This is a genomic window from Dyadobacter sp. HNCC25DJ184, from assembly GCF_056895215.1.
This window is the reverse complement of the sequence record NZ_JBXHAQ010000018.1, coordinates 80400-106202: the sequence shown is the minus strand read 5'-3', so window position 1 is coordinate 106202 and position 25803 is coordinate 80400. Positions and strand designations below refer to the sequence as shown.

Annotated in this window: 24 protein-coding genes; 8 read left to right on the top strand and 16 right to left on the bottom strand. The window is 42.1% G+C overall.

From position 1 onward, the window contains the following. Positions 1-74 precede the first annotated feature (74 nt). The 7 genes from nuoK to AC1XUD_RS22990 all read right to left on the bottom strand — a co-directional run bounded on the left by nuoK (position 75) and on the right by AC1XUD_RS22990 (position 6903). Positions 75-428: an NADH-quinone oxidoreductase subunit NuoK gene (nuoK, locus tag AC1XUD_RS23020; protein ID WP_483363382.1), complete on the bottom strand. Its 354-nt coding sequence runs from the start codon at positions 426-428 to the stop codon at positions 75-77. Positions 429-562: 134 nt separating this feature from the next. Then, positions 563-1372 carry an exonuclease domain-containing protein gene (locus tag AC1XUD_RS23015; protein WP_483363381.1) on the bottom strand — a complete coding sequence of 270 codons (810 nt, stop codon included), beginning with the start codon at positions 1370-1372 and terminating at the stop codon, positions 563-565. Between the two features lie 298 nt (positions 1373-1670). After that, positions 1671-3170 carry a glycerol kinase GlpK gene (glpK, locus tag AC1XUD_RS23010; RefSeq protein WP_483363380.1) on the bottom strand — a complete coding sequence of 500 codons (1500 nt, stop codon included), beginning with the start codon at positions 3168-3170 and terminating at the stop codon, positions 1671-1673. A 266-nt stretch (positions 3171-3436) separates the two neighbouring features. Continuing rightward, a complete protein-coding gene (locus tag AC1XUD_RS23005) occupies positions 3437-4465 on the bottom strand; it encodes a M28 family peptidase (RefSeq protein ID WP_483363379.1) in 1029 nt (342 codons plus the stop codon). After that, positions 4449-4964, bottom strand: coding sequence for a DUF192 domain-containing protein (locus tag AC1XUD_RS23000; protein WP_483363378.1), 516 nt, complete (start codon positions 4962-4964; stop codon positions 4449-4451). Before AC1XUD_RS23000 ends, AC1XUD_RS23005 begins: the two co-directional genes overlap by 17 nt. 3 nt (positions 4965-4967) lie before the next feature. Beyond that, positions 4968-6470, bottom strand: a complete 1503-nt coding sequence (cysS, locus tag AC1XUD_RS22995; RefSeq protein ID WP_483363377.1) for a cysteine--tRNA ligase — start codon at positions 6468-6470, stop codon at positions 4968-4970. Positions 6471-6516: 46 nt separating this feature from the next. Further along, positions 6517-6903: a DUF5618 family protein gene (locus tag AC1XUD_RS22990; protein ID WP_483363376.1), complete on the bottom strand. Its 387-nt coding sequence runs from the start codon at positions 6901-6903 to the stop codon at positions 6517-6519. A 226-nt stretch (positions 6904-7129) separates the two neighbouring features. Here AC1XUD_RS22990 and AC1XUD_RS22985 point away from each other — a divergent pair, with 226 nt between their 5' ends. Then, complete coding sequence (locus tag AC1XUD_RS22985) at positions 7130-8047, top strand: PfkB family carbohydrate kinase (RefSeq protein ID WP_483363375.1); 918 nt, start codon at positions 7130-7132, stop codon at positions 8045-8047. A 116-nt stretch (positions 8048-8163) separates the two neighbouring features. Beyond that, complete coding sequence (locus tag AC1XUD_RS22980; RefSeq protein ID WP_483363374.1) at positions 8164-8973, top strand: glycerophosphodiester phosphodiesterase family protein; 810 nt, start codon at positions 8164-8166, stop codon at positions 8971-8973. 19 nt (positions 8974-8992) lie between these two features. Here AC1XUD_RS22980 and AC1XUD_RS22975 read toward each other — a convergent pair whose 3' ends face one another. The 4 genes from AC1XUD_RS22975 to kdsA form a co-directional block, all read right to left on the bottom strand. Then, complete coding sequence (locus AC1XUD_RS22975; protein ID WP_483363373.1) at positions 8993-9529, bottom strand: DNA-3-methyladenine glycosylase I; 537 nt, start codon at positions 9527-9529, stop codon at positions 8993-8995. Positions 9530-9555: 26 nt separating this feature from the next. Further along, positions 9556-10014, bottom strand: coding sequence for a hypothetical protein (locus AC1XUD_RS22970; protein ID WP_483363372.1), 459 nt, complete (start codon positions 10012-10014; stop codon positions 9556-9558). A 200-nt stretch (positions 10015-10214) separates the two neighbouring features. After that, positions 10215-10922 carry a phosphatase PAP2 family protein gene (locus AC1XUD_RS22965; protein ID WP_483363371.1) on the bottom strand — a complete coding sequence of 236 codons (708 nt, stop codon included), beginning with the start codon at positions 10920-10922 and terminating at the stop codon, positions 10215-10217. A gap of 27 nt (positions 10923-10949) precedes the next feature. Continuing rightward, positions 10950-11762 (bottom strand): 3-deoxy-8-phosphooctulonate synthase, encoded by an 813-nt coding sequence (kdsA, locus tag AC1XUD_RS22960; RefSeq protein WP_483363370.1) that lies wholly within the window; start codon positions 11760-11762, stop codon positions 10950-10952. A 230-nt stretch (positions 11763-11992) separates the two neighbouring features. Here kdsA and AC1XUD_RS22955 point away from each other — a divergent pair, with 230 nt between their 5' ends. Genes AC1XUD_RS22955 through rnc form a run of 3 tightly spaced genes read left to right on the top strand, consistent with a single transcriptional unit; the run spans position 11993 to position 14287 of the window. Next, positions 11993-12229 carry an acyl carrier protein gene (locus tag AC1XUD_RS22955; protein WP_015813362.1) on the top strand — a complete coding sequence of 79 codons (237 nt, stop codon included), beginning with the start codon at positions 11993-11995 and terminating at the stop codon, positions 12227-12229. A 44-nt stretch (positions 12230-12273) separates the two neighbouring features. Next, on the top strand, positions 12274-13527 hold the full coding sequence (gene fabF, locus AC1XUD_RS22950; RefSeq protein ID WP_483363369.1) for a beta-ketoacyl-ACP synthase II: 1254 nt from the start codon (positions 12274-12276) through the stop codon (positions 13525-13527). 13 nt (positions 13528-13540) lie between these two features. Next, on the top strand, positions 13541-14287 hold the full coding sequence (gene rnc / locus AC1XUD_RS22945; protein ID WP_483363368.1) for a ribonuclease III: 747 nt from the start codon (positions 13541-13543) through the stop codon (positions 14285-14287). Between the two features lie 16 nt (positions 14288-14303). Here rnc and AC1XUD_RS22940 read toward each other — a convergent pair whose 3' ends face one another. Then, complete coding sequence (locus tag AC1XUD_RS22940) at positions 14304-15014, bottom strand: LytR/AlgR family response regulator transcription factor (protein WP_483363367.1); 711 nt, start codon at positions 15012-15014, stop codon at positions 14304-14306. 99 nt (positions 15015-15113) lie between these two features. After that, the gene (locus AC1XUD_RS22935) at positions 15114-16658 is read right to left on the bottom strand and encodes a sensor histidine kinase (protein WP_483363366.1); all 1545 of its coding nucleotides are present in this window, start codon (positions 16656-16658) and stop codon (positions 15114-15116) included. A gap of 300 nt (positions 16659-16958) precedes the next feature. Between AC1XUD_RS22935 and AC1XUD_RS22930 the strand changes: the two genes are divergently transcribed. After that, positions 16959-17387 (top strand): Hsp20/alpha crystallin family protein, encoded by a 429-nt coding sequence (locus AC1XUD_RS22930; protein ID WP_483363365.1) that lies wholly within the window; start codon positions 16959-16961, stop codon positions 17385-17387. A gap of 216 nt (positions 17388-17603) precedes the next feature. After that, on the top strand, positions 17604-19136 hold the full coding sequence (locus AC1XUD_RS22925; RefSeq protein WP_483363364.1) for a Do family serine endopeptidase: 1533 nt from the start codon (positions 17604-17606) through the stop codon (positions 19134-19136). Positions 19137-19211: 75 nt separating this feature from the next. Here AC1XUD_RS22925 and AC1XUD_RS22920 read toward each other — a convergent pair whose 3' ends face one another. Beyond that, positions 19212-20807, bottom strand: coding sequence for a pseudouridine synthase (locus AC1XUD_RS22920; protein ID WP_483363363.1), 1596 nt, complete (start codon positions 20805-20807; stop codon positions 19212-19214). A gap of 303 nt (positions 20808-21110) precedes the next feature. Here AC1XUD_RS22920 and AC1XUD_RS22915 point away from each other — a divergent pair, with 303 nt between their 5' ends. Beyond that, positions 21111-23060, top strand: a complete 1950-nt coding sequence (locus AC1XUD_RS22915; protein ID WP_483363414.1) for an acetoacetate--CoA ligase — start codon at positions 21111-21113, stop codon at positions 23058-23060. Between the two features lie 7 nt (positions 23061-23067). Here AC1XUD_RS22915 and AC1XUD_RS22910 read toward each other — a convergent pair whose 3' ends face one another. Next, positions 23068-23697: a hypothetical protein gene (locus tag AC1XUD_RS22910; RefSeq protein WP_483363362.1), complete on the bottom strand. Its 630-nt coding sequence runs from the start codon at positions 23695-23697 to the stop codon at positions 23068-23070. A 92-nt stretch (positions 23698-23789) separates the two neighbouring features. Further along, the gene (locus AC1XUD_RS22905) at positions 23790-24842 is read right to left on the bottom strand and encodes a hypothetical protein (RefSeq protein ID WP_483363361.1); all 1053 of its coding nucleotides are present in this window, start codon (positions 24840-24842) and stop codon (positions 23790-23792) included. Positions 24843-25803: the final 961 nt, after the last annotated feature.

The following is a 25803-nucleotide window of genomic DNA, read 5'->3' as shown; positions in this document are numbered from 1 at the left end:
CGGAAATCTGAGTTGGAGTTACAGGCTTTATCGGCAGGTCGCGCTGACCTTTCCCAAAAAACCGGTTCTCTTATTTACCACTTTAATTTATTAAGGAAACCGATATCTGTATTTCTTGTATTTCGGTAAATCATTACGATAATAGCAAGACCCACAGCCACTTCGGCCGCCGCAACTGCCATGATAAAAAATACGAATACCTGACCGGATGGATCGGAACGATAGGATGAAAACGCAATAAGCAACAGGTTGGCTGCATTAAGCATCAACTCTACTGACATAAATATGATGATCGCGTTCCGACGGGTTAAGACACCGATAATTCCTATAACAAAAAGCAGAGTACTGAGAATCAGGTAACTCTGCAACGGGATATTTTGAATAACCTCCGGTATTACAACTTGTGGTAAAGCAGGGTTTGGAAACATAGAATATTTACCTTTTTGGTATTCAGCAGTTGACTTCTGAATGATTAAAAATACACAAATATTTTACCGTATGAACTGTGCCGGCAAAAATACTGATAAAATGACGTTAGAACCAATAAGTATCCGAACAAAGACTATCTGTTTGACAACCCGCGTAATTTTATTTCGGTGAGTTTTCTCTTGGTATCCAATGGAAACTCCGATTTCATCATCCAATCGAAGAATGATGGTTCGTTCTTCAACACATCCGCCACTTTTTTTCCATTGTGTTTTCCGAAATTGAAAATTTCTTCGCCCTTATTGTTATAGACCATTCTGCCAGCGAAGTCTATCAAATTAGAAGCCGTGAGTTCATGTAACGCAGCGACATCATTTTTGATAAGTTCCCTTTCATTGCCGTCCGCGTCTTTTACTTTGACCCCTTCATACTTAGCAATTTGCCCCTGTAAAACTTCAAAAGTAGCAATGGTATCGGCTTCGGCACTATGGGCATCCACCAATGTTTTTCCACAGTAAAACTGATATGCTGCAGAGAGATTTCGCGGCTCCATCATGTGATAGATTCGCTGAGCGTCAACTGTTCTGCGGTTTTTCAGATCGAATTCAACGCCTACCCGCAGGAATTCCTCGACCAACATCGGAATATCGAACCGATTACTATTGAACCCTGCTAAATCACATCCATCTAAAAAAGAGGCCAGATTTTTGGCAACTCCTTTAAAAGTCGGGCAGTCTTTGACATCCTCGTCATAAATGCCGTGAATCAAGCTACTCTCAAGAGGAATCGGCATTTCAGGGTTGATTCTTCTCGTCCGTATCTCGGTTTCACCGCTGGGTAATGCTTTAACTACTGAAATTTCTACTATCCGATCACGAACAATATTCACCCCGGTAGTTTCGAGATCAAAAAAAGCCAGAGGCTTCTTAAGCCGAAGGGTATGCATAGGTTACTCTTAATTGTTATCGGCACGAAGTTAAGCTATACGGTTAGATCGAGCAAATTGGACATTAGTTTATACACATTCCAAAAAGGCATGATAAAACCATTGTAAATGAAGCAGCAGAAATACCCCACAGTCATTAAGATCCAACTTTTCTGAAAAATTAAACAACTAAATGACATTCTCCGGACAATTCCAAACTGGTTGGATATTCAGGCCTGTATTATCTGATGTTACAATTAAATGACCATGCGCCCCAACCGGCTGGCCCCACCATTTACTGACAAACCCTAACCAAAAACTAGTCCACCCAGTCGAACGACTTTGTGACTGCCTTTTTCCACCCCGAATATAGTTTTTGTCGTTTTTCGTCTTCCATCTTTGGATTCCAGGTATGCGCAATAGCCCAGTTTTGTTTCAGGTCGTCGGTTGAATTCCAATAGCCCACGGCAAGACCTGCAGCATAAGCAGCGCCTAATGCCGTTGTCTCGGCCACGGCAGGCGTAACTACTTGCTTATTCAAAATGTCCGACTGAAATTGCATTAATACTTGGTTGGCAACCATGCCTCCGTCCACACGCAGAGAAGCGAGCTCAATACCCGAGTCTTGTTCCATGGCTTTTACAACATCCATTGTCTGATAGGCAGATGCTTCCAAAACTGCCCTGGCAATATGCCCTTTGTTGATATAGCGGGTAAGTCCTGCGATTACACCTCGCGCGTCGTTTCGCCAATATGGTGCATATAAGCCCGAAAACGCAGGAACAAAATATGCACCACCATTGTCTTCAACAGTTTTCGCAAGTTTTTCGATATCGCTGCTTTTGTTAATCAGGCCCAGATTATCTCTAAGCCATTGAACCAGTGCGCCTGTGACGGCCACACTGCCTTCCAATCCATATTGAACGGGCTGATTGCCGAATTGATATGATACGGTGGTCAACAATCCATGATCAGAAATCTTCACTTCATTCCCCGTATTCATAACTAGGAAACATCCGGTACCGTAGGTGTTTTTCACCATTCCCGGCTCAAAGCAAATTTGCCCGACGAGCGCTGCATGTTGATCTCCCAGGTCTCCCGCAACCGGCACGCCCGGCATAACTTCGCTGGTTACGTGACCATATACTTCACTACTACTTTTGATAGACGGCAGGAGTGATGCCGGTATATCAAATTCTTTCAGCATGCTTTCATCCCACTGCAAAGTGCGGAGGTTCATGAGTTGAGTTCTGCTTGCATTGGTCACGTCTGTCACGTGAATTCCGCCATGTGGTCCACCGGTCAGGTGCCATATAAGAAACGTATCCATATTTCCGAACAGGGCTATCCCTTGCTCGGCGTCCGTCCTCAGACCTTCAACGTTTTCTAGTAGCCATTTGATTTTGAGGCTACTAAAGTATGTTGATACCGGAAGGCCGGTCAATTTTCGGAATTCGTTAGCTCTACCGTCCTTTTCGTACTTGGCTACGAAGTCTGTCGTACGTGTGTCTTGCCAAACCAAAGCGTTGTAATATGGTTTTCCAGTTTTGCGGTTCCAGATCACCGTCGTCTCCCGCTGGTTGGTGATGCCTATTGCTGCTATGTCAGATACATTTGCCGACGCTTTGATTCTGGCGAGGGCTACTACTTCCTGTGTATTTTGCCAAATCTCATCGGGGTTATGCTCCACCCATCCCGGTTTAGGATAGATCTGTTGATGCTCTTTTTGTCCAACCGAAACGATGGCTCCTTGATTGTTGAATAATATACAGCGGGTACTGGTAGTGCCCTGATCAATCGCAGCAATATATTTCGACATAATAGAATTTTGGTTCTGGTAAATTGTAATTAAGTCAGAAAATAAAGAAATATAATGATGCGCAGCAAAATGACGAGGCTAAAATAATTTAGATACCCGTAATATCAATTGGAAAGGGAGCGGACAAAAAGTATCCAGGTATTAGGAACTTGAGCGGATTTAGGCCAAACCCGGTCAAGAAATCGGAATATGAAAATCTATTGGAAGGAAGTGATGCATTTTTAAGCTAACCAAGCGTAAAGATCCGTCGCTTAGTTAGCTTAATATTACATGGATTCAGGCTGAGCCTCCTGATATATAACCTGGACTAATGTTTGTCCAACTGCTTTTAAAGTCTTAGTATCAATGTTTTCCATTGTATCGTGCGACGTATGCCATGCATCGAAGAAAGTATGTGCCATGTTATTCTGGTTGGTGTGAATGATATCAACCATCGGAATTTTAGCAACTTTGTTTACTGGCAAATGGTCATCCGTAATTGCCGAACCGCTGGCGTCCACAAATACATTGCTATATCCAAGCTGACTAGCTGTGTTCCAGATTTGGCGAACCACACTTTCGGCAAGCTGGACAGAATATCCTTCTTTTAAAAATGTTGCGCCTTTTGCACCGACCATATCCAGCAATACGCCGAAATATGCGGTGTAATTTGGCAAATGCTTATGGGAAGCCCAGTATTGAGAACCTAAGCAAAAGCCACCATATTCGTCGGTAGATTCCGCAGAATTCCCCCAGTCTTCTGCGTCAAAAAAGATGATATCAATACCGATATCTGGCTTTTTGCTTTGTAAGCTGATGGTTCGTGCAATTTCAAGTAAAACACCTACTCCACTTGCACCATCGTTGGCAGCAGGAACAGGTACTGTCTTAGCCAAAGAATCCTGATCGGCAAAAGGGCGTGAATCCCAATGGGAAGTCAATAGAATGCGTTTTGCGGCTTTTGGGTTAAATGCGCCGATGATATTGCGGGCCTTCAATTTTTTACCATCATATGTAATTGCTTCAAATGGCTGTTCGGTCACCTCAAAACCATAGTCTTTCAGCGTTTTGGCAAGATAATCGCCACATGATTTGTGAGCCGCAGTATTCGGAACACGCGGACCAAAGCTAACCTGCTTGTTAACGAACTGATAAGCTGAATCTGCATTGAAAGCAGGAGCAGCGGCCAGTTTTGGAGCCTGCTCAGTGGTTTGTTCAGAACTTGTTTTAGTATCACAACTCTGAAAAGCCAGAGCAATTAGTGTTAATAATAAGGAATAGTATCCTTTTGATATTACTTTAGAATGAAATGGCATCTCCTATTTTTAAATCGTTTTTTTCCGAAAATCCGGCATTCACTTCCAGTACATATTGTGCCGGCCCGAATGACGGAATACTTTCTTCGGAGTATGGTTTTGTGTTTCTCGATATTGAAATTATTTTTTTGTCGCTTCCCAAGTAGATAATATCCAGAGGGATAATCGTATTCTTCATCCAAAATGCCTGATCCTTCGCTTCTTCGAAAATAAAGAGCATGCCAACGGAATCCGGTAGATATGGGCGGTACATCAGGCCTTTATTTCGCTCTGCTGAGTTTTCTGCGATTTCAATATCGATTTTCTTGTAAGGTCTTGAATCTCGTAACAATGTCAGTTCACCCTCCTTCGTAAAAGAAAATGAGGCCGAGGTATTGACAGTTGGCGCAGGCTTTTCGGCAACTTTTTCACTCAATAGAGGAAGAAAGAAGTAGCCCAAACCCCCAATCAGAAAGACTGCCAGCAAAAAATATGCGATAAGCGACGACCTGTTTTTCATCCGTTATTCTTCATAAGCCCATTCAATTCTTTCTTTTGTATCCCGGATTACTAATCCTTGGGACTTGAAATAGGAACGAATTTCATCCACCTTTTCGTAATTTCTCACGAGCTTATATTCTTTGTACAGGTTCAACATACCCTCCAGGATGCTGTTTCCTTCTGTCGGCTCCTCTAGCAGACCCAAAACATCTTCAAAGAAAGTGATGAAATTGGAGATCAACGAAGTGAATATCGCTTCACCCAACGCAGGAGCCTTTAACTGACCAGTGTTGAGCATATTGATATACTTCAAAAGATTAAACATTTGTGCAATCGCTACGGCGGTGTTCAGGTCGTCGTTCATGGCTGCGTAAAATCCTTCTATCGTTTTTTCAATATCCGATTTTTTATTTTCGTCAAAGAAAACGTCGTCCTCGTGAACATACTTTAGCATTTTAGCCAAACGGATGCCGTTCGCCAAACGCTTATATCCTTTATGAGCTGCTTTCAAAGCGTCATTTGAAAAATCAAGCGTACTTCTGTACTGACTTTGGAGCATAAAGAAACGTACGGTCATTGGGCTATATGCCTGCTCCAATAATTCGTGACTGCCGGCAAAAAGCTCCGAAGGCAAAAACGAATTATTAAGTGATTTGGACATCTTTTGACCATTTACAGTCAGCATATTGGTATGCATCCAATATCTCACCGGCTCAACATCTGTCAATGCGGTTCCTTGCGCAATTTCGCATTCATGGTGTGGAAATTTCAAATCCATTCCACCGCCGTGAATATCAAATTGCTTCCCTAAATATTTGGCACTCATACAAGTACACTCCAGGTGCCAGCCCGGAAAACCGCGACTCCATGGCGAATTCCATTGCATGATATGCTCAGGGCTTGCTTTTTTCCAAAGTGCGAAATCCAGCGGGTTCCGTTTTTCTGCCTGGCCGTCAAGCTCCCGCGTCTCATTGAGCAGGTCTTCCAGAACGCGTCCCGAAAGCTTGCCATAATTGTGACCGCCCTCATTGTATTTTGTGATATCAAAATATACCGAACCGTTGGATTCGTACGCTAATCCCTTGTCGATCAATGTAGACACAGCCTCGATTTGTTCGATCAAATGTCCGGTAGCCGTCGGTTCAACGCTTGGTGAAAGCAGGTTGAAAATACCTGTAACATTGTGAAAATCATTGGTATATCGCTGCACGATTTCCATCGGCTCCAGCTTTTCGAGCTTGGCCATTTTTCCAATTTTGTCTTCGCCTTCCTCGCCGTCTCCAACCAGGTGGCCAACGTCCGTAATATTGCGCACGTAACGTACCTTATATCCGATATGAGTCAGATAGCGAAAAAGGATATCAAAGGAAAGGAATGTCCGGATATTACCAAGGTGAACATTATTATACACCGTAGGACCGCACACATACATACCAACATAAGGGGCTGCAATCGGCTCAAAAAGCTCTTTTTTACGGGAAAGCGTATTGAAAATTTTAAGTGGCTGATATTGTGATTCGGTCATGAATATTGTACTTCTTTTTTAAGATCTGATTACTTTACTCGTATGCTCATTGGGAGACGCTTGTCAGGCGATGTTCTACCCATGTAATTATTCTTTCGGCTTCTCCTATTCCCAACTGCGCTGTTTTTGCACTTCTGATCCCGTCGTACCCCATTGAAAGATGTAATATTTCGTAGGCTGTGGCAAAGTCAGATGTGATTTTTTTATCAATTCCAGACAACTCCTTTTGATACCATTCTACACTTTTCCGGGTCTTTTTTGTGCTCTTCGCAAATAGTTCGTCCAAGGCCAGCAAAATCCCTGTATATGCAGCATGGCCAGCAATTTTTACATACTTGCGATCCTGATATAGCCCGTTTTCCTTTTTAGCCTGATTTTTGAGAAAACCTTTGGCATTGTCAATATGACGTCTAGCTTCAATAATCCCCTGCATGGTCGTTTTTTTATTTTAGTAGTTGATGATGAAATGTCTTGATGTCCGCTTTTCTAATTGCTGAAAAGCATTTTCACAAAAATAGCAAATAACCTATGATTGATTGCCAGGTATTTATCATAATGCCCCTGCATGAACTCGTCATTTGATGCTTTTCATTATCTTCGCACCGTTTTTTAAATAAATTTTATTCACAAACATTCTATAAATCAATTAAATAGTAGCTATGAGTTTATTGACAGTTGGGTCGGTCGCTTTTGACGCCCTTGAAACACCATTTGGCAAAACAGATAAAATAATCGGAGGTGCGGCGACATATATCACGCTGGCGGCATCCTATTTTACCAAAAAAAATAATCTGGTAGCCGTGGTGGGAGGCGATTTTCCAAAAGAAATGATCGAGCTTCTGGAAGCGCATGGCGTTGGAACCGAAGGACTTGAAATTGTACCTGACGGCAAGACTTTTTTCTGGTCGGGGAAATACCATGAAGATATGAACACCCGCGATACGCTGGTGACCGAGTTGAATGTGATGGAACATTTCGATCCGATTATTCCAGAGTCGTATCAAGGGACAGAATATGTGATGTTGGGAAATACCGTTCCGGCGACCCAAAAACTAATTATTGAAAGAATAAAAAATCGTCCGAAGCTGATCATGTTAGATACCATGAATCTTTGGATGAATATCATGATGGACGATCTTAAGGCAGTATTGAAGCTTGTGGATGTTCTGACGATTAATGACGAAGAAGCCCGCCAGCTTTCAGGGGAATATTCTTTGAGAAAAGCAGCTTCTAAAATCATGGAAATGGGGCCAACAACATTGATTATCAAAAAAGGAGAGCATGGAGCATTATTGTTCCAGGGCGACAAGATATTCTTTGCCCCGGCACTTCCATTGGAAGAAGTATTCGACCCTACCGGTGCTGGTGATTCATTTGCTGGTGGATTTATCGGATATCTGGCAAGCACCGACGATATTTCATTTGAAAACATGAAACGTGCAATCATTTACGGTTCTGCGATGGCATCATTCTGCGTAGAGAAATTCGGGACCGAGCGGTTGGTAAACCTGAGCCAGGAAGAAATTAATGATCGTGTTCAGCAGTTTGTGAATCTTTCCAGTTTCGAGATTCAATAATAAAAGGATATAATAAAAGCCCGTGTTTCGATGCAATAGAATTTGCAAAGAAACGCGGGCTTTAATAGGACATTCCCTCAGCTCTCGGGTATATAGTTTGTTCAAATACTATATATATGTACCTCAAAAAGCTTTCAGATTTTCGCAGTCTTTTTTTCCTCGTTACACTATCTATCATTTTTTCATCGGCGGGATTTGTTCGACATCAAGAAAAACAGGTCGTCGTCATTGCGCATCGTGGGAACCATGTGGCTGTCCCCGAAAATACTTTGGCGTCATATCAGGAAGCGATTAGGATCCAGGCGGATTATGTGGAGGTGGATCTGCGAACTACGAAGGACGGCAAGCTGGTGGTGCTTCATGATGCCACAGTCGATCGAACTTCCGATGGAAAAGGGAAAATAAGCGACATGACCCTGGCGGAAGTGAAAAAGTTAAATCTGAAATCTACCGACGGCACACCTTTTTCCATTCCTGAATTCTCTGAGGTCTTGAAGCTTTGCACAGGGAAAATTGGCATCTATCTCGACTTTAAGGATGCCGATGTACCGGAAAGCTATCGTCAAATTAAGGAAGCGGGAATGCAAAACAACGTGATAGTCTATCTCAACAAACCGGAACAATATGCTCAATGGAAATCTGAGGCACCGAACATACCGTTAATGACAAGTTTGCCGGACGAGGTAACGACGCCCGAGCTTTTTGTGAATTATCTGAAAACCTATCAGATAGCAATTTTTGACAATATCACCCAATCCGATTTAAAGGAGACTGCGCATCAAAATAATTGCAAAATCTGGCTTGACGTACAGTCAAAAGATGAAGGTCCTGCAAAATGGCAAAAGGCCATCGAGCTGGGAGTCGACGGCCTTCAGACAGACCATCCTGAAGAATTGGTCAAGTATTTAAGAAAGTTAAAGCGATAATGTATAAGTAAGCTATCTCTTAATTCTTCAAATTCAATTTCTTATAAACGTGGCAATCCGGGGTGTGCGCTCCGGGCAGATATCCTGTGCTCATAAGCAGCTCATTAACAATCTCGCCGCCGGTAAACTTAAAAGTCTTTTTAAAAAGCTTCATCCACTCATCTTTGGACAACGGGTGATGCGCATCAATCCAGCCTTTGAAAGATCCGAATTCTTCCTTCAATTGAAGTATTTTTTGGGCATTGACAATGGCGGCATTGACTTTAAGACGGTTGCGCACGATTCCGGGGTCTTGTAAAAGCCGTTCCCTGTCGTCATCACCATATGCTGCAATTTTCTCAATGGAGAAATTGTCATATGCCTTTCGGAACCCTTCCTGTTTTCGCAACATGAGTGTCCAGCTCAATCCTGCCTGATTAATCTCCAGCAAAAAGCGACCAAAAAGTTCATCGTCATCGTCGATTGGATATCCGTAATGATTGTCGTGGTACTCTTTATTTAATTGAAAATCAGAGCTTTCTGCATTTCCGGTTTGTATATAGCTGCAGTATGACATTGTTTTAAAAATAATTGTCTGTAAATCTATTGAACCCCAATCAAAACTTCGGTGATATTCCGGTCAGGATTTTCAAAATCCATATGAATATAGTATTCTCTGTTCTCACCGCTTGGAAGCAGATTTTGAACCTGGAGGTTGGAGAATATTTCAAGATATGTATTTCCCAATAATGCCCAATCTCCGTCATGGCGTTTTCCGATAGATTTGAATGCATCTACGGTTTTGAGGTGAAATTCTTCTGATTCAATAGATTTCTTTTCTGTGATAACCGGAATAAGAATGGTCAGTAAAAATTTCGTTTGCGGATTTCCATCCGCGCCATCATATACCCATTGAACCGGCCCCGCGATTTCCAAGTCATTCACAACCGCGGTTTTGTATAACCTGGAAGCAACGACGCGGACGAACTCATTTATTTCGGCAAGAGAAGTCGTTGTTTCAAAATATAGCGCGGTGAATGATCCGATGTGTCTGATTTCCATGATTGCTAGTTATGATTGAGCAACAAAGAACAGCTAAGCATTTGACAACAGTATGTCAGGAGGTGATCAGAAAATATGTCTATCAATCAATAAAAGGAATAATTAACATACAGAAAACCGGGGATTAACCAGTATAAGTTAATGATTCGTCTCTATTTCTAACAGCTAACAGCTAACAGCTAACAGCTAACAGCTAACAGCTACCTCCCATGCTTCTTTTTTATCTTCCGAACCTGCTTTTGAAGCCAGGGATAGCTGATATATACCGCATTGGTTGCTCCGATCCCAATTCCGGCACCCACTAGCACATCTGACAGCCAATGGTCATTATTGAGCATCCGCATACCGCCAACAACGCTTGCATTAGCGTATCCCCCAATACTGTAAAAGACGCTCCGCTCACCATATTCCTGATGTAAAAGTGTAGCGTTTGCAAACGCAGATGTGGTGTGACCGGAGGGAAATGAGTGATTATCCTCTCCGTTGGGCCGGGGATAACTAACAATCCTTTTCAGGCTCTGGGTTACTCCCTGAGCAATTATATTTGACAGGATAGCTAGAATGATCTGATCACCCAGCTTATGTTTTCCTTTCACACCCGAAGCCGCGAGGCCTAAACTCAGAGCAGCAGGGGCATATATCAGGTAATCATCGGCATTGGAATGAAAATCCGGATATCTGTTTTGTAAATGTTCCTGAACCTGCCGACTGATATGACCTTGGGTGATTAAACCCGCCAATGTCAGAGTCACCGGAGGTATGACGTCCATCGGTTTTACAACCCATAATGATGTTGAATCTTTTTGGGCTAAAACAGGGGAGCTGAACCAACTTCCGAAGAGAACAATAAAAAGAAAGATTCGGGAAAGAGTTGGGAAAGACGTTGAAACCGGCGGATTTGAACTCATGGATATTCACCTGACGACTATCACTATTTACAAAATTGCTTCTTTAACCCGCACCAGTCTGGATAATAAACCTTCCAATTGGTCGAGCGGAAGCATATTTGCACCGTCGGATTTTGCTTCGGACGGATTGAAGTGCGTTTCGATAAAAAGACCGTCGGCTCCGACTGCTATCGCTGCCTTAGCAATTGTCTCTATCAATTTTGGTTTTCCACCGGTTACACCCGAAACCTGATTCGGTTGTTGCAGTGAATGTGTACAATCCATAACAACAGGTACGTCAAATGCCTGCATTTCAGGAAGGTTTCGATAGTCAACTACCAGATCGCCATATCCAAAGCTATTTCCGCGGTCGGTTAATAAAACCGGACTTGCAGGATTGATATCCCTCACTTTTTCGACGGCAAACTTCATCGAGTTTCCCGAAAGAAATTGCCCCTTTTTTACATTTACCGCTTTCCCTGTACGCGCTGCCGCTGCAATCAGCTCAGTTTGACGACAAAGAAAGGCCGGAATCTGGAGGACATCCACATACTCGGCAGCAAAAGCAGCTTCATGTGATTCGTGAATATCGGTCACTGTCGGAATACCGAAGGTTGTACTTACCTCCTGAAGAATTTTCAAAGCCTTTTCGTCACCAATGCCCGTAAATGAATCAATTTTGGTACGATTTGCCTTTCTATATGAGCCTTTAAAAATGTAAGGGATATTAAATTTATCAGTCAGCGTCACGATATGTTCGGCAATTCGGAGTGCCATATCGCGTCCTTCAATCGCACAAGGACCGGCCATTAAAAAGAAAAGAGGCGAATTTGTATGTTTTAACTGCGGGATATTCAGCATGTTGGAGCTTTTTGATGATTTATTAAAATTCTGCGAATGTACGCTTATCCATTAGGTTCTCTGTGCAAATTTGCCATTTCTTAGAATATAGAACGATAAGCATTTGATTTTCTGCTTTTTTTTATTTCTGTCCACTTTGTACGATAAAATTAATGCAACTAAAAAAATTTTGTCAAAGTGAACTGAAATATCTTTCTTTGTTGCGATTTTAACCAAAAAGTGTTTATAAAATGTCAGCAATTGCAGAAAGAGTTAAGCAAATTATCGTCGAAAAACTCGGCGTTGAAGAGTCGGAGGTAACGCCAGAAGCTAACTTCCAAAACGACTTGGGAGCGGACTCTCTAGATACCGTTGAGTTGATTATGGAATTCGAAAAGGAATTTAACCTGTCTATTCCTGATGACCAGGCGGAGAACATTGGCACAGTAGGCCAGGCGGTAGCATATTTGGAAGAAAACGTAAAGTAATTACGTAGTTTTCCAATATCATTTTCTTTTTCTGTCCTTTTTATATGAGTTTTAAGCGAGTTGTAATTACCGGTTTGGGTGCTATCACGCCCATCGGAAATGATGTTTCTACCTACTGGAAAAATTTGGTTGCGGGCGTTAGCGGTGCTGCACCCATTACCCGGTTCGATCCCGAAAAGTTTCGAACCAAATTTGCCTGTGAGATAAAAGGTCTGGACATTAACGATTACATTCCTCGTCAGGAAGCACGTAAAATGGATCCATTCACGCAGTATGCAGTCATTGCAACTGATGAGGCTATGAAGGACGCCGGCTTTGGCGAAGGTACGCTGGATCTCGACAAAGCCGGTGTAATTTGGGGCTCTGGAATCGGAGGTTTAAAAACCTTTGAAGACGAGGTTCTCAATTTTGCAGAAGGCAACAAGACTCCCCGTTTCAATCCGTTCTTTATTCCTAAAATGATCGCCGACAGTGCCTCGGGTGTGCTGTCGATCAGATATGGTTTCAGAGGCCCAACGTTTATAACGGTGTCTGCCTGCGCATCTGCAACCAATGCCCTGATTGATGCATACAACTATATCCGCTTGGGTATGATGAACGTATGTATTTCAGGAGGTTCTGAGGCGGCTGTGACGAATGCGGGTGTGGGAGGATTTAACGCCCTGAAAGCACTCTCGGAAAGAAATGATTCTCCTGAAACAGCTTCCCGACCATATGACAAGGATCGTGATGGTTTTGTCTTGGGTGAAGGTGGCGCATGTTTAATTCTGGAGGAATATGAACACGCAAAGGCTCGCGGAGCCAAAATTTATGCTGAAATGATTGGTGGAGGCATGTCGTCAGACGCTTATCATATCACAGCACCGCATCCTCAAGGCCTGGGCGCTTACAACGTAATTAAAAATGTTGTGGAGAACGCAGGTATCAGGCCAGAAGAGGTTGACTACATCAATACCCATGGTACATCCACACCGCTAGGTGATCCACAGGAAATTACGGCTATCGAAAAATTCTTTGGGGAACATGCGTACCAGATGAACATTAGCTCTACCAAGTCGATGACGGGTCATTTGCTGGGAGGAGCCGGTGCTATTGAGGCAGCTGCCTGTATTATGGCCATTCAAGATCAGATTGTGCCTCCTACGATCAACCATTTTACGGATGATCCGGAAATTAACCCTAAGTTAAATCTGACTTTCAATAAAGCTCAGAAGCGCAAAGTAGATATTGCGTTAAGCAACACTTTTGGTTTTGGTGGTCACAACGCGTCCGTCATATTCAAAAAGTTTGAAAGCTGATTAATCAATTACTTTGGCAAAACGCATTCTTCAACCGATTCTTTCTCTTTTCAGTCCCGGTAGTGCTGAGGATAAGAAATTTAAAGAATCCATTGCCCATGTGATTGACGACCGTCCTTCCAATATAGGAGTGTATCAACTGGCATTCCGCCATACGTCGGCGTCCAGGGAAACAGCGATCAAAGGGTTTAGAGAATCTAACGAGCGGCTCGAATATTTGGGCGACGCTGTGTTGGGTATGGTCGTGGCCGAATTTCTTTTTACCAAATATCCCTACAAAGACGAGGGCTTTCTGACGGAGATACGTTCGCGTATTGTGAATCGGGAGTCACTCAATCAGATATCCCGCAAACTGGGGTTGGACAATCTCATCGAATACGATGGCAACCGCCGGGGCATGTCTCCACGATCGTCTATGTATGGCGATGCGCTGGAAGCATTTGTTGGTGCAATATATCTTGACAAAGGTTTTCGCTTCACACGTAAGTTTATCATTAGCAAGCTGTTGACGCATTATGATCTGGATAATATTATTCAGAACAATGTGAACTTTAAAAGTCTTATCATTGAATGGGCTCAGAGAGAAGGGAAAGAAATCCGCTTTGAGATCATTGAAGAAAGAGGCACGCGACATCATCGTGAATTTATCTCCCAGATATTAGTTAACGAAGAGGCTTTCGCCACAGGCAACGGGTTTACAAAGAAGAAAGCGGAACAGTCGGCTTCAGAACAGGCCTGTGCTTTGTTGGAGTTGAAGTAGGTTTCGTCCTGTTTAGTCAGCCTCCGGGTGATAAACCATTCCTTAATCGCTGCCTTATTTCATATAGCTTTTCTTCATAAGAAGCGCCAATCGGTATATACTTTCCGGCTATGTTGATGTCTTGGCGACTTATTTTTTCGACTTTGTTAACCGCGATAATGTACGATCTGTGAACCCGGACAAATTGATTTTCAGGAAGTATTGCAAGCATATCACTAATTGCTAACCTGCTCAGAAGCTTTTTGTTTTTAAGAATAAAAGAGACATAATTTCCTTCAGCTTCAACGTACAGAATATCTTCAAGTAGAATTTTTTCTTCTTCGTAACCCGTTTTTACAAAAATAAATTGATCACGTTCGCCACTTCGCAACGTTTTGATTTCCAATGCCTTGTTACATGCTTTGGTAAATCTAACCAGGGAAAATGGCTTTAAAAGATAATCAATTGCATCCAGTTCAAAGCCTTGTACTGCGTATTCGGAATATGCAGTTGTGAATATCACCAGAGGCGATTGGGAAAGACAATTTACAAATTCAATTCCTGAGATATCAGGCATTTTAATATCCAGAAAAATAAGGTCAATTTTGTTATTTTGAAGATAAGGTATAGCCTCAAATGCATTGGTGAAGCAATTTTTTAAATCCAGAAATGGTACCTTAACCGAATGCATTTTCACAACCTCCAAAGCCTTTGGCTCATCATCAATTGCAATTGCTTTTAAAATCATGGGGAGCTGTTAGCTTTTATTATTTAGGTATTTGTAAAACTGCAATTTACCATGAAAAATGCAGGTAGTTTTGTTGAAAGCCGACAACTGAAAGTCATCTCAATATCTGATGGTTAGCGAAGCAAAATAATCTTGGGATGATTTCTGAATATTGAGATTGTATCGGCTGGGGTAAATCAGCTTCAAGCGTTTTTCCACATTTGAGAGTCCGATTCCACTGTGATCTTTTTCAGGGTCATTAAGCTGTTGCGGATGTATCGAATTGTGGACTTTAAAATAGATATGTGCGTCGTCTAAAGTCAAAGTTATAAAGATCCAGGAAGGATTTTGCAAACTAATTCCGTGTTTGAAAGCATTTTCGATAAACGGACTGAGAAGCATGGGAGCGATGTAGATATCGGTTATCGGCTCCTGCATATTGACCCTCACTTCAATATTTTGTGTTTCGTCCAAACGCATTCTCTGAATATCAATATAATTATGCAAATATGCTATTTCGCTCGTAAGTGCTATCCGTTCGCGATTGTTATCATGAAGCATAAACCGCATCATATCCCCCAGTTTTTGAATACCATCAGCAGTTTTTTCTCCATTTTCCGATAAGGCAGTGGCATATAAACTATTTAATGCGTTGAAGAGAAAATGTGGATTAATCTGAGATCGCAGATTTGAGAGCTCTGCTGACTTATTGGATACTTCGGTGGTTAGCTCTGCTTTTTCCTTTTGCTGGCTTTTTCGATAATATGCAATTGTCAGAGAAAAAGCATGAAGTGCTGAGCCTGTAAAAATAATAAGTACGATAGAATTGATGTGAAACCGTGCCAATATACCCCATATCAATCCGATTCCCAAAGCGAAGATTAGCAAATAAGCAAGAAGGGGTAGCGACGCTCCCGGCGCAAAGGAAGGATTATGCATCAGTCTGTGTACTTTTCGAAAGTAGTAATCCTGCATGCAATACGTAATTAAACCAAAAAGCACCAACGCGAGGAATTGTCGTATCCCGATTGAATACAAAGCGTTAGGCACCAATCTTTGACTTACAACGAGCATAAATGCAAATCCGCAAGTCAAAATCAGTATTACGTACTGCAGAAATTTGCCATTAGGCTCCGAATCGAGCTTTTCGATCAGGTTGTAGTATAGTTGAGAAAGCAATTCATAAAAGCATATCAATGTTAAAATCGCAATTGAGTCTGACAGAAGGAATAATTTTCTAAAATTGCTGACGTCTCTCAAGCCAATAATCTGATCTAAATCATTCTTCCGAAATGCAACATCAATTGTATTCAACCAAACGAATGTCGAGCAGATCACAAGCCCGACAACTAAGGTGATTAATGCGATTTCATAGGCACTGGATCTTCGTTCCTGGATTTTAGGGAAAAGAATGTAATGGAATAGCGCCCAGGCAATGAACATCATTATGCCAGCTACGATCACAGGCATATTGTGATTCCAGGTATGGTCGTAATGTGAGAGGTCGCTTAAAATAGAGCGGACGGAAACACCGTCACTAATCGCTGCTTCAATTTTAGACTCAAAATTCCTCGCGTCGTAGGCAAGGCTGTTGGCCAGGTAACCGACGGTTGCGGTGAGGACTAGCGCAAATTCAAACCTCCTTGTTATGTGATTGTTATGCATGATTCTCATTGATATTTTCTCAAAACTAATCCACCGGGCTGAGCAGTAGAAACCAATGTGATGAACCTATCGAAATATGTGACGAAAATTATGGACGCGCGAATATGTCAAATTTTACATCAATAGGGCGGCAGAACGAGACATTTTGGCATATATTTTCCCAAAATCTAAAAAATGCAGACATTTTGTCTTGTTTTGAATTGCTTTTTTCATTCGGAATGGAAGTTGATGATAGAGAACCATACTTCGGCAGACAGTCGATATCAAACTTTCAAAAACTAACATTAAAACTTTATAACAATGAGCACTTTAGTAAAAACACAGTTTGCGCCTAAACACTTCAACGGCTTTTTCGGAAAAGATTTGTTAAATGAATATTATAATCCGGCGTTTGCAGGAAGCGTTCCGGCAGTGAATGTGATCGAGAATACCGAAGGCTTCAAGATTGAAGTTGCAGCGCCAGGCTTACAAAAAGGAGATTTTAAACTGAACCTTGAAAAAAATCAGCTGACTATTTCGGCTCAGAAAGAGCAAAAGGAAGAAGAGTCGACCGACAAGTATACCCGCAGGGAGTTCAAATACAATTCTTTCCAACGCACCTTCACCTTGCCAAATTCTGTTGATGGCGAGAAAATCGTTGCAAGCTACACTGATGGTATACTTTCCATTGCCCTTCCAAAACGCGAAGAAGCAAAAGAAAAGCCTGCCAGAGAAATTGAGATTGCATAATATAATGATCGGGTTTAGGGGGCGTTATCTTAAAAATAGCGCCCCTTTTTTGATGTGAATATATAGTGGGAATGTTTTAAATTTGATTTCTGATTTTGAAAATGGCGAGAGAGAATTTTCTTTTGTTAAAAGATGTTAAATCAGTTTTACCGAGGGATATATTATCATTTTCTTAGCGTTTATAAAAGCACAATATTTTTAACCTCAAGGATAGATATGAATACAAATTGGAAAGCTTTGGTGTTGGTTGGACTGCTTTCTAGTGCAACCACCCTCGCGGGCTTTAAACTATTGAATAGCGATGCGGGGAAGGAAGTTATATTAAAGGAAGCCGGCTCAGAATCCCTGAATCATTTTACTTCAACAGGCTCGCCGGCCGGTGCCCCGGGTGATTTTGTATATGCGGCGGAGGCGACCACCCCCACAGTAGTACACATTAAATCGACCATGTCGAGGCAGTCGTCTTCAAGGGAGCAACAAATACCGGATATTTTTCGTGATTTTTTCGGTGACGGATTCGGCGGTGGTGGCAGAAGTGCGCAACCTTCAGAAGCTACGGGTTCGGGTGTGATCATTTCACCGGATGGGTATATTGTAACCAATAACCACGTTGTGGAAGGTGCGCAGGAATTGGAAGTGACACTTCACAATAAAGGCAAACTGAGAGCAAAAGTGATCGGAACGGATCCTTCAACGGATATTGCAGTGATTAAAGTTGATGCTAAGGACCTTCCAGCTGTCACTATCGGCAACTCTGACGCCGTAAAGGTGGGAGAGTGGGTAGTAGCGGTTGGTAACCCTTTTAACCTGGAGTCAACAGTTACCGCAGGAATCATAAGTGCGAAAGGTAGAGGTTTGGGTATTATTGGTTCCAACAAGAGATACGGCAATGCAACCCCTGCGTCATTGGCTAATATTGATTCTCCGCTTGAATCATTTATTCAGACAGACGCGGTTGTTAACCCTGGGAACAGTGGTGGTGCGTTGGTGAACCTGAAGGGGGAGCTAATCGGTATTAATACAGCCATCGCAAGTCCAACAGGAAGCTTTGCGGGATATGCTTTTGCGGTTCCGTCGAGCATTGTAAAAAAGGTATCGAGTGATCTGATCAAATTCGGAAATGTTCAAAGAGGATATCTTGGTATTCAATTGGATGATCTGGATAGCAAAAAAGCAGAAGAATATGGAGTGAAAGTGAATGACGGCGTTTATGTTCGAGAATTTACCGAAAACAGTGCTGCTAAATCAGGCGGTGTGGAAAAAGGTGACGTGATTGTGGAAGTTGATGGCATTAGAATCAGTTCAATCCCTGAATTGCAACAATCTATCGGTCTTCATAAGCCTGGCGACAAAGTGAATTTGACCGTAAATCGCGATGGTAAAGAAAAAGACATAGCCGTAACGCTGAGAAACAGAACGGGCGGTTCTGAAATTATAAAGAAAGAAGAAAGTGCTACCGAAATGGCGACTTTAGGTGCAAACTTTGGCAATCTTGAGAAAGCTGAAAAAGATCGTTTGGCCAGATATAAAATCAGCGGAGGCGTGAAAGTTTTGGCGATCAATGGCGGAAAACTGCAAAGATCCGGCGTAGAGGAAGGATTTGTGATTACAAAAGTTAATGGCAAACCGGTAAGCTCCGTCAAAGAATTCGAAACCCAGATCGCTGGAAAAGAGGATTCAATGGTGCAATTTGAAGGCTTATATCTCGATGCTCCATATGATGTATATTCATTCGGATTCAGGTTGTAAATAGAATATTGATTGTATGAAAAAAGGCTCTGGCGTAATGCCGGAGCCTTTTTTCATATATATATGCTCAGATTCTTAAAGCATAAACTTCAATCTTACCACTTCTTTCTCAGAAAGGAATCTCCATTTACCTCTTGGAAGATCTTTTTTGTTCAGACCTGCAAACACGGTACGATCCAGTTTCTGAACTTCGTAACCCAGGTGCTCGAACATACGTCTTACAATACGGTTACGGCCACTGTGAATTTCAAGTCCTACGACCATCGCGTCAGGTGTAACGATACCTACTTCGTCAGGACGAATAAATCCATCTTCCAGCTCAACACCATGTTGAAGTAATTCGAAATCTTCGGTAGTGATCGGCTTGTCCAGCTCTGCCTGGTATATCTTTTTAATACCACTTGACGGGTGTGTCAGCTTTTCAGCCAATTCTCCATCATTTGTCATCAGCAAAAGTCCGGTAGTATTTCTGTCCAAACGGCCTACAGGATATATTCTTTCTTTACAAGCACCGTTGATCAGATCCAAAACAGTTTTCCGATCTTCCGGATCTTCGGTTGTGGTGATATAATCTTTTGGCTTATTCACCAAAACATAAACCATTTTCTCTGGGTTCAACGACTTACCTCCGAATTTAACGTCGTCAGTCAGTTGAACTTTGTAACCCATTTCTGTAACCTTTTTTCCGTTTACAGTAATCTGGCCCGAAGAAATAAGGTCATCAGCTTCGCGTCTCGAACAAATACCAGCGTTTGCGATATAGCGGTTTAAGCGGATTAAGTCGTCTTTGTCAGCTTGCTTCTGGTTTTTATCGGCGTTTTTTTTTTCGTAATGCTCAAGGTCATAGCGAGGAGCATACTCGTGTTTTCCTACACGACGGTCTGTTCCCGAAACCTTTGGCTCACGTTTTTTCGGAGAATTTTCGTCCGGTGTTGCGCCTTCCTGTCCAAAGTTTTTGCTTCTATATCTTGGTTGCTCATCTGTCTTTGGCGTGAACTCACGTTTACCAAAAGCAGGTTTTTCGAACGAAGGCTTATCGCCACGAGGTTTGAAGGTTCTTTGGCTATCATCCTTTCTTTCTCCACCAAAAGCAGGCTTACCAAATTTCCTCGGCTCAGCATCTCCGCGGAACGGGCGTTTTGTTGAATCAAAGTCTCTCTGTGGACGACCTTCTTCCGAGCTGCGGTTTCTGTCAAAAGAGCGTTCGCCGGCCGGTTTGCCATATTTTCTTGGTTCAGCATCTCCTCGGAATGGGCGTTTTGTTGAATCAAAATCTCTTTTCGGACGATCTTCTCCTGAGGTACGATTTCTTTCGAAAGGACGTTCTCCGGCCGATCTCTCACGACGGAAACCCTCAGGACGTGGTCCATCAGTTTTTCGTTTATCGAATGAAGGCTTCGGGAAAGCCCTCGCTCCTTCTTCTCGTGGTTTCGCAGGTCCATCCCATTTCTTTTCCGTACCACGGAATTCTCCTCTCGCAGGTCTCTGCGCTGACGCCTCGGCTTCTGCTGCTTTTTTCCTTAAACTGGATTTTTTGATGGTTGGCTTGCTGAAACGGCTTTCGATTTCCCAGCTTTCGCCTTTTCCGCTCCTTTTTCTGAATGAATTGGGGGAGTTGGTCGCCTGACCGGACGGTCTGGCGTCTTTTGAGTTGGTTGTTCTTTTTCTCATCAGGAATGCAGTATCACTACTGGATTTTTTTTCCTCTTAACAAATTTAGTGCGTAATTGGGTCAGCGGAACCAGTCATATATTTTTGCATGCTGCCACTAAAACTCTTTAACGAACGTATCTGATCATCAGAGTACTACGTGTTATATTAATTTTAAAACGCAAAGATAGGTTAAATTTTTGACCAAATAATTATTGGGACATTTATCCGAAAGAATGTATCTGATCGTTTATAAAATCTATTGAGGAAATTGGATCTTTTCGATTCCTTTTATCTTCACTTTTAACCCTTTTGATCGTGAGCATGGAAGTTAATACACCACTGGAGCCACTATGGCAGCCAGGCAAAATCCTGATGGAGCAAGGCAATCTTAAGAAGTTCATGAACTGGCTTTTTGTAAAGAAAGGGCTTTACTTCAGAACTTATCAGGATCTGTGGGAATGGTCTGTGACAGATCTGGAGGACTTTTGGGAAAGTCTGTGGCAATATTTTAATATCAAATCTCACGATATATATCTTGAGGTAATCCAGAAACCTATTCGCGGTATGATTGGAACGCGCTGGTTTACACGCGCTACCCTTAATTACGCCGAGCATATATTCCGTAACAAAACGAAAGATCGTCCGGCAATACTGTTCCAGTCCGAAACGCGAGGTCTTGAAAAATTGAGCTGGGAAGAATTGGAGCAGCAGGTTGCTGCGGTTTCGACTTGGTTGCGACAGATTGGTATAAAACCAGGAGACAGGGTCGCAGGTATTTTACCCAATACCCCACACGCTGTAGTTGCATTTTTAGCGGCAAATTCTGTAGGCGCCGTTTGGTCTTCGTGCTCGCCGGATTTTGGGTTGTCAGGAATTATCGATCGGTTTAAGCAAATTGAACCTAAAGTACTTTTTTTGACTGACGGGTATATATATAACGGAAAAGAATTCGAGTCGACGTTGATCCGACACGAGATATCAACGCTTCTACCTTCCGTGAAAGATATTGTTCACGTTTCTTATCTTGGGAAAGGAGAACGCCCGGCCCGAACTACCTCCTGGGACGATATCATGCATCTGCAAAACCTGGGTCTAGAATTCGAGTCGGTTCCGTTTGATCACCCGATATGGGTTTTGTATTCTTCGGGAACAACCGGAAAGCCCAAAGCGATTACGCATGGTACCGGCGGGTGCTTGCTGGAACACTACAAAGCACTATCGTTGCACCAGAACGTAAAACCCGGAGATCGGTATTTCTGGTATTCGACAACTGGATGGATGATGTGGAATTATGCGATCGGCTCGATGCTTTGTGGGTCAATCTTGGTACTATATGACGGCGCACCAATGTATCCATCCGCTCAAACACTATGGTCATTGGCAGAAACAGCCAAAGTAAGCCATTTTGGAAATGGAGCAGCGTATTTCATCGGCTGTATGAAAGCGGGCGTAAGTGTGGTTGCTGAGCGATTGAAAAATCTGGAGACTATAGGTTCCACCGGCTCTCCGCTTACTGCCGAAGCATATGAATGGATATATCGGTTCGTAAAAAAGGACGTTTGGCTTATTTCGCTCAGTGGAGGAACGGACGTCTGCAGTGCTTTTGTGGGAGGCTGTTCAGTTTTGCCTGTATATGCCGGAGAAATTCAATGCCGGATGTTAGGATGTAAAGTGGAGGCATATGACGAAGAGGGGCAGCCCGTAATCGATGAGCCCGGTGAAATGGTGATAACGCAACCCATGCCGTCAATGCCTATTTATTTTTGGAATGACGAGGATGATGAGCGATATGAAAAGAGTTATTTTGATACCTATCCGAATGTTTGGCGGCATGGAGACTGGATCAAAATTACTAAAAGGGGATCTGTCATAATCTACGGGCGTTCCGATGCAACTTTAAATCGCGGAGGTGTCAGAATAGGTACGGCTGAGATATATAATGCAGTTGAAAGCTTCCCCGAAGTGAAAGATAGTTTGGCAGTATACCTGGAAAAGTCAGATGGCGGAGGGGTGATATCGCTGTTTCTGGTTTTGGTGGATGGCGAAGAACTAACCGATGACTTAAAAATAAGGATCAAAGAAAAGCTCAGAAGCGAATATAGCCCAAGGCATGTGCCCGACACGATTGAACAGGTACGCGATATACCCTATACCATCAGTGGGAAGAAAATGGAAACGCCAATTAAGAAACTGTTAATGGGCATTGATCCTGCGAAATGCATAAATCCGGAAACGATGAGGAATCCGGAGTCATGGAAGGGTTTTGCTTAAACATTGGCTAACGAAATCTTTTGCCAAGACTAAGAGATACATTTGTAAGGACATCGCCATTCGTATCAGCCTGAAAATTTGCTGATATTCCTAAAAATATTGTTTTGCCAATGGTTTGATTGTAAAATATTTCCGGGGATACTCCAAGGCTCAACGTCCTTTGAGGTGTTAAATTAAAAATATAAGTTGCTGGATACGGAATACCATTTGGATTATTTGGATCGAAAATGATTTCTAATTGGTCAAAATATGATGAAGATTGATATCTCACGAGTCCATTTGCGCGGACTCCAAATTCACTGCTCTTTATTCTAACAGCTGAAAAGCTGATACCACCTATAAGTTGCAACGCCCCGGCAGTGTAACGAAAAGAATGATCATGGAATTCGCCATCAACTGTCGAGGTTACCCTATACTCTCCATCGTGCAAGGTCGAGCCTATTCCCGCAGTCCATGCCAACTTCTTTTTAAAATAGGAGGCAAAGGAAATATTCTGAGAAAAGCCTCTCATATCACCAGTACCGTGCTTACTAAAACCACCACTCAGGCTAACATAATGTTTGCTAAGCGAATTATTGGTCTGAGCTGGTAAACTCAAAGGTAAAAAGAACAACAAAAGAAGTACTATCTTTTTCATAGAATATAAATATGTTAGGGATACAAATTAGCGGAGCATATCTCTATTTTAAGCTGTATACGGTGAAGTTATTTACGCTTAATCTTTGTACCCTATCCTAAATCATATTCTTGTCCAACGGGATCGTTGAATTGGATGATTGCTTGCCCTAAATGATCATCTAAATCTTTACTCGGGAACGTATAGCTCGTTGTCGGCGCTCCATTTTGTCCAGGAATAGAAATTGTTGTGCTTTCGGATATCCCTCCGTCCTCTTCAATCCAAGCTTCTGCCTGATATATGCCGTAAGTATTTGTATACCAGTTGCCGACAAAATAGTTGAAATCATACCAACTATTATTCCTGAAATTCTTCCTTTTTCTTTTTCCGAAGGGCATATTTTGATTTGCTCCGGATGACCCGACAATGGCTATTTTAAACTCAAATTTACCGCTTGTCCAATGTTCAATAGCATTTAAATTCGAAAGCTTAATAATGCCAGCGTATTCGGCTCGGCCTTCAGTCCTAAGATTATTAAAACTCATATTTTCAGAAGATACATTCTCTTCTTGCCCTATAACATACACATCATTCTCCCATGCAAACTCTTCATCCACATACTGTTGCCAAACCCACTGCCCATTAATGTTCACTCGATATGAATCTACTGTTCCTTCCGGCATATCTGTAACTCTAAGGGAGCTTCTTTCATCAATTACTTGAAAAACACCGAGCGGTTCCAACAATTCAACCGCTGAGATTCTTGCTTCCGGGGATTCAAGAAGTTTATCTTCAATGGTTTCTGCCCTGGGATAGAAAACTAATGGCTCATTATTATTCGCCAATGGCTTAATATGGTTTACTAACTCCTGAAGATTCTTCATGGACTTTTTGTATTTATCGATCTCTTGGTAAGCATAGATAATATCCTGGACATAGACATTATAGTCCCCATGTTTTTGCTTCAAACATTCAGCCAAAATAAACTGTCTAAATTGATCTTCCTTTGCCAGTGTAAGAATTTCGACCATCACTTTTGTTTGAAGAGTCCGCAAAGGAGTATTCTCTGTTACGGGAGGATCAAGTTTTACGATAGGCGTCTGGCATCTAGATAGCAAGCCAACGGCAAAGGTAAACAAGACAGCAAATTGAAAGCATTTTCTCATAATTAGTTTTGTTGATCGTGAAACGGTTTAACTAATGAAAGTTCACTAGGAATTTTTTCCGAGGTACTTTATTTTCTAAAACTATTGGTATTATCGATCATCAGCAATAGCGGGTTATTTTTCTCAATCTAGGTTGATTTGTGTTGATACATCTATTTTCAAGTTTCGGATGACTGTTCCCGTTTCAAATATTCTTTACGGACTCGTGAAAGATGTGTGTGTGTGTAATACCCAGGTAGCTGGCAATATGTTATGTTTCATTTGGACCCGGTTGGCAAGGAATGAGTGTGTTCTCATAAACTGAGCATATCGTTCCAATGCAGTCAGCTGGTCCAACCCATATCTTCGCTTTTCGTTATTCAATAAATTGAACAGAAAATGTTTAAATGCATATTCATACAGTTCGGGATAGTTTTTCAACAACGCATCGCAGTCTTCTTTACTAATAGTGGACAATGCTACAGGCGTGGACGTCTCAATAACTCATTAGAAACCTGGTCATAGAAAAGACTTTCAGTGGAACTAGCAAAATGTCCCTCCGCGGTAAACCAGTTGGTCGACTCATTTTCCAAGTGTTTTATCTAATAACGTAAAATACCATCCTTTACCTAGTAAGGGTGTTTTTGAAATTGTCCAGGTTAAAGTAAGATCACCCCTTCACTAAAATCTAAACAAATAATTTTTTGGAGGATTGCATCGATTGTTTTTTCACTTATGCGGGAATGCAGAGAGTTCTCGAATAATTGGGGTATAGTGTAATCTTTGAAAGGATTTTTTTTGATTTACTTCCCAAAGTTTTTACACGTTTTGTAAATCCATTTCTCTATTCTGAAAACGCCGCACTGGTTCTTAATGTGGTGTTAAACAAAACTTAGCTGTTATTTAGAATTGAAAATAAATGACTTTGGAACAAAACCACATTTTCTATTGGTTTTCTATGTGTAAGCCATCAGAATTGCTT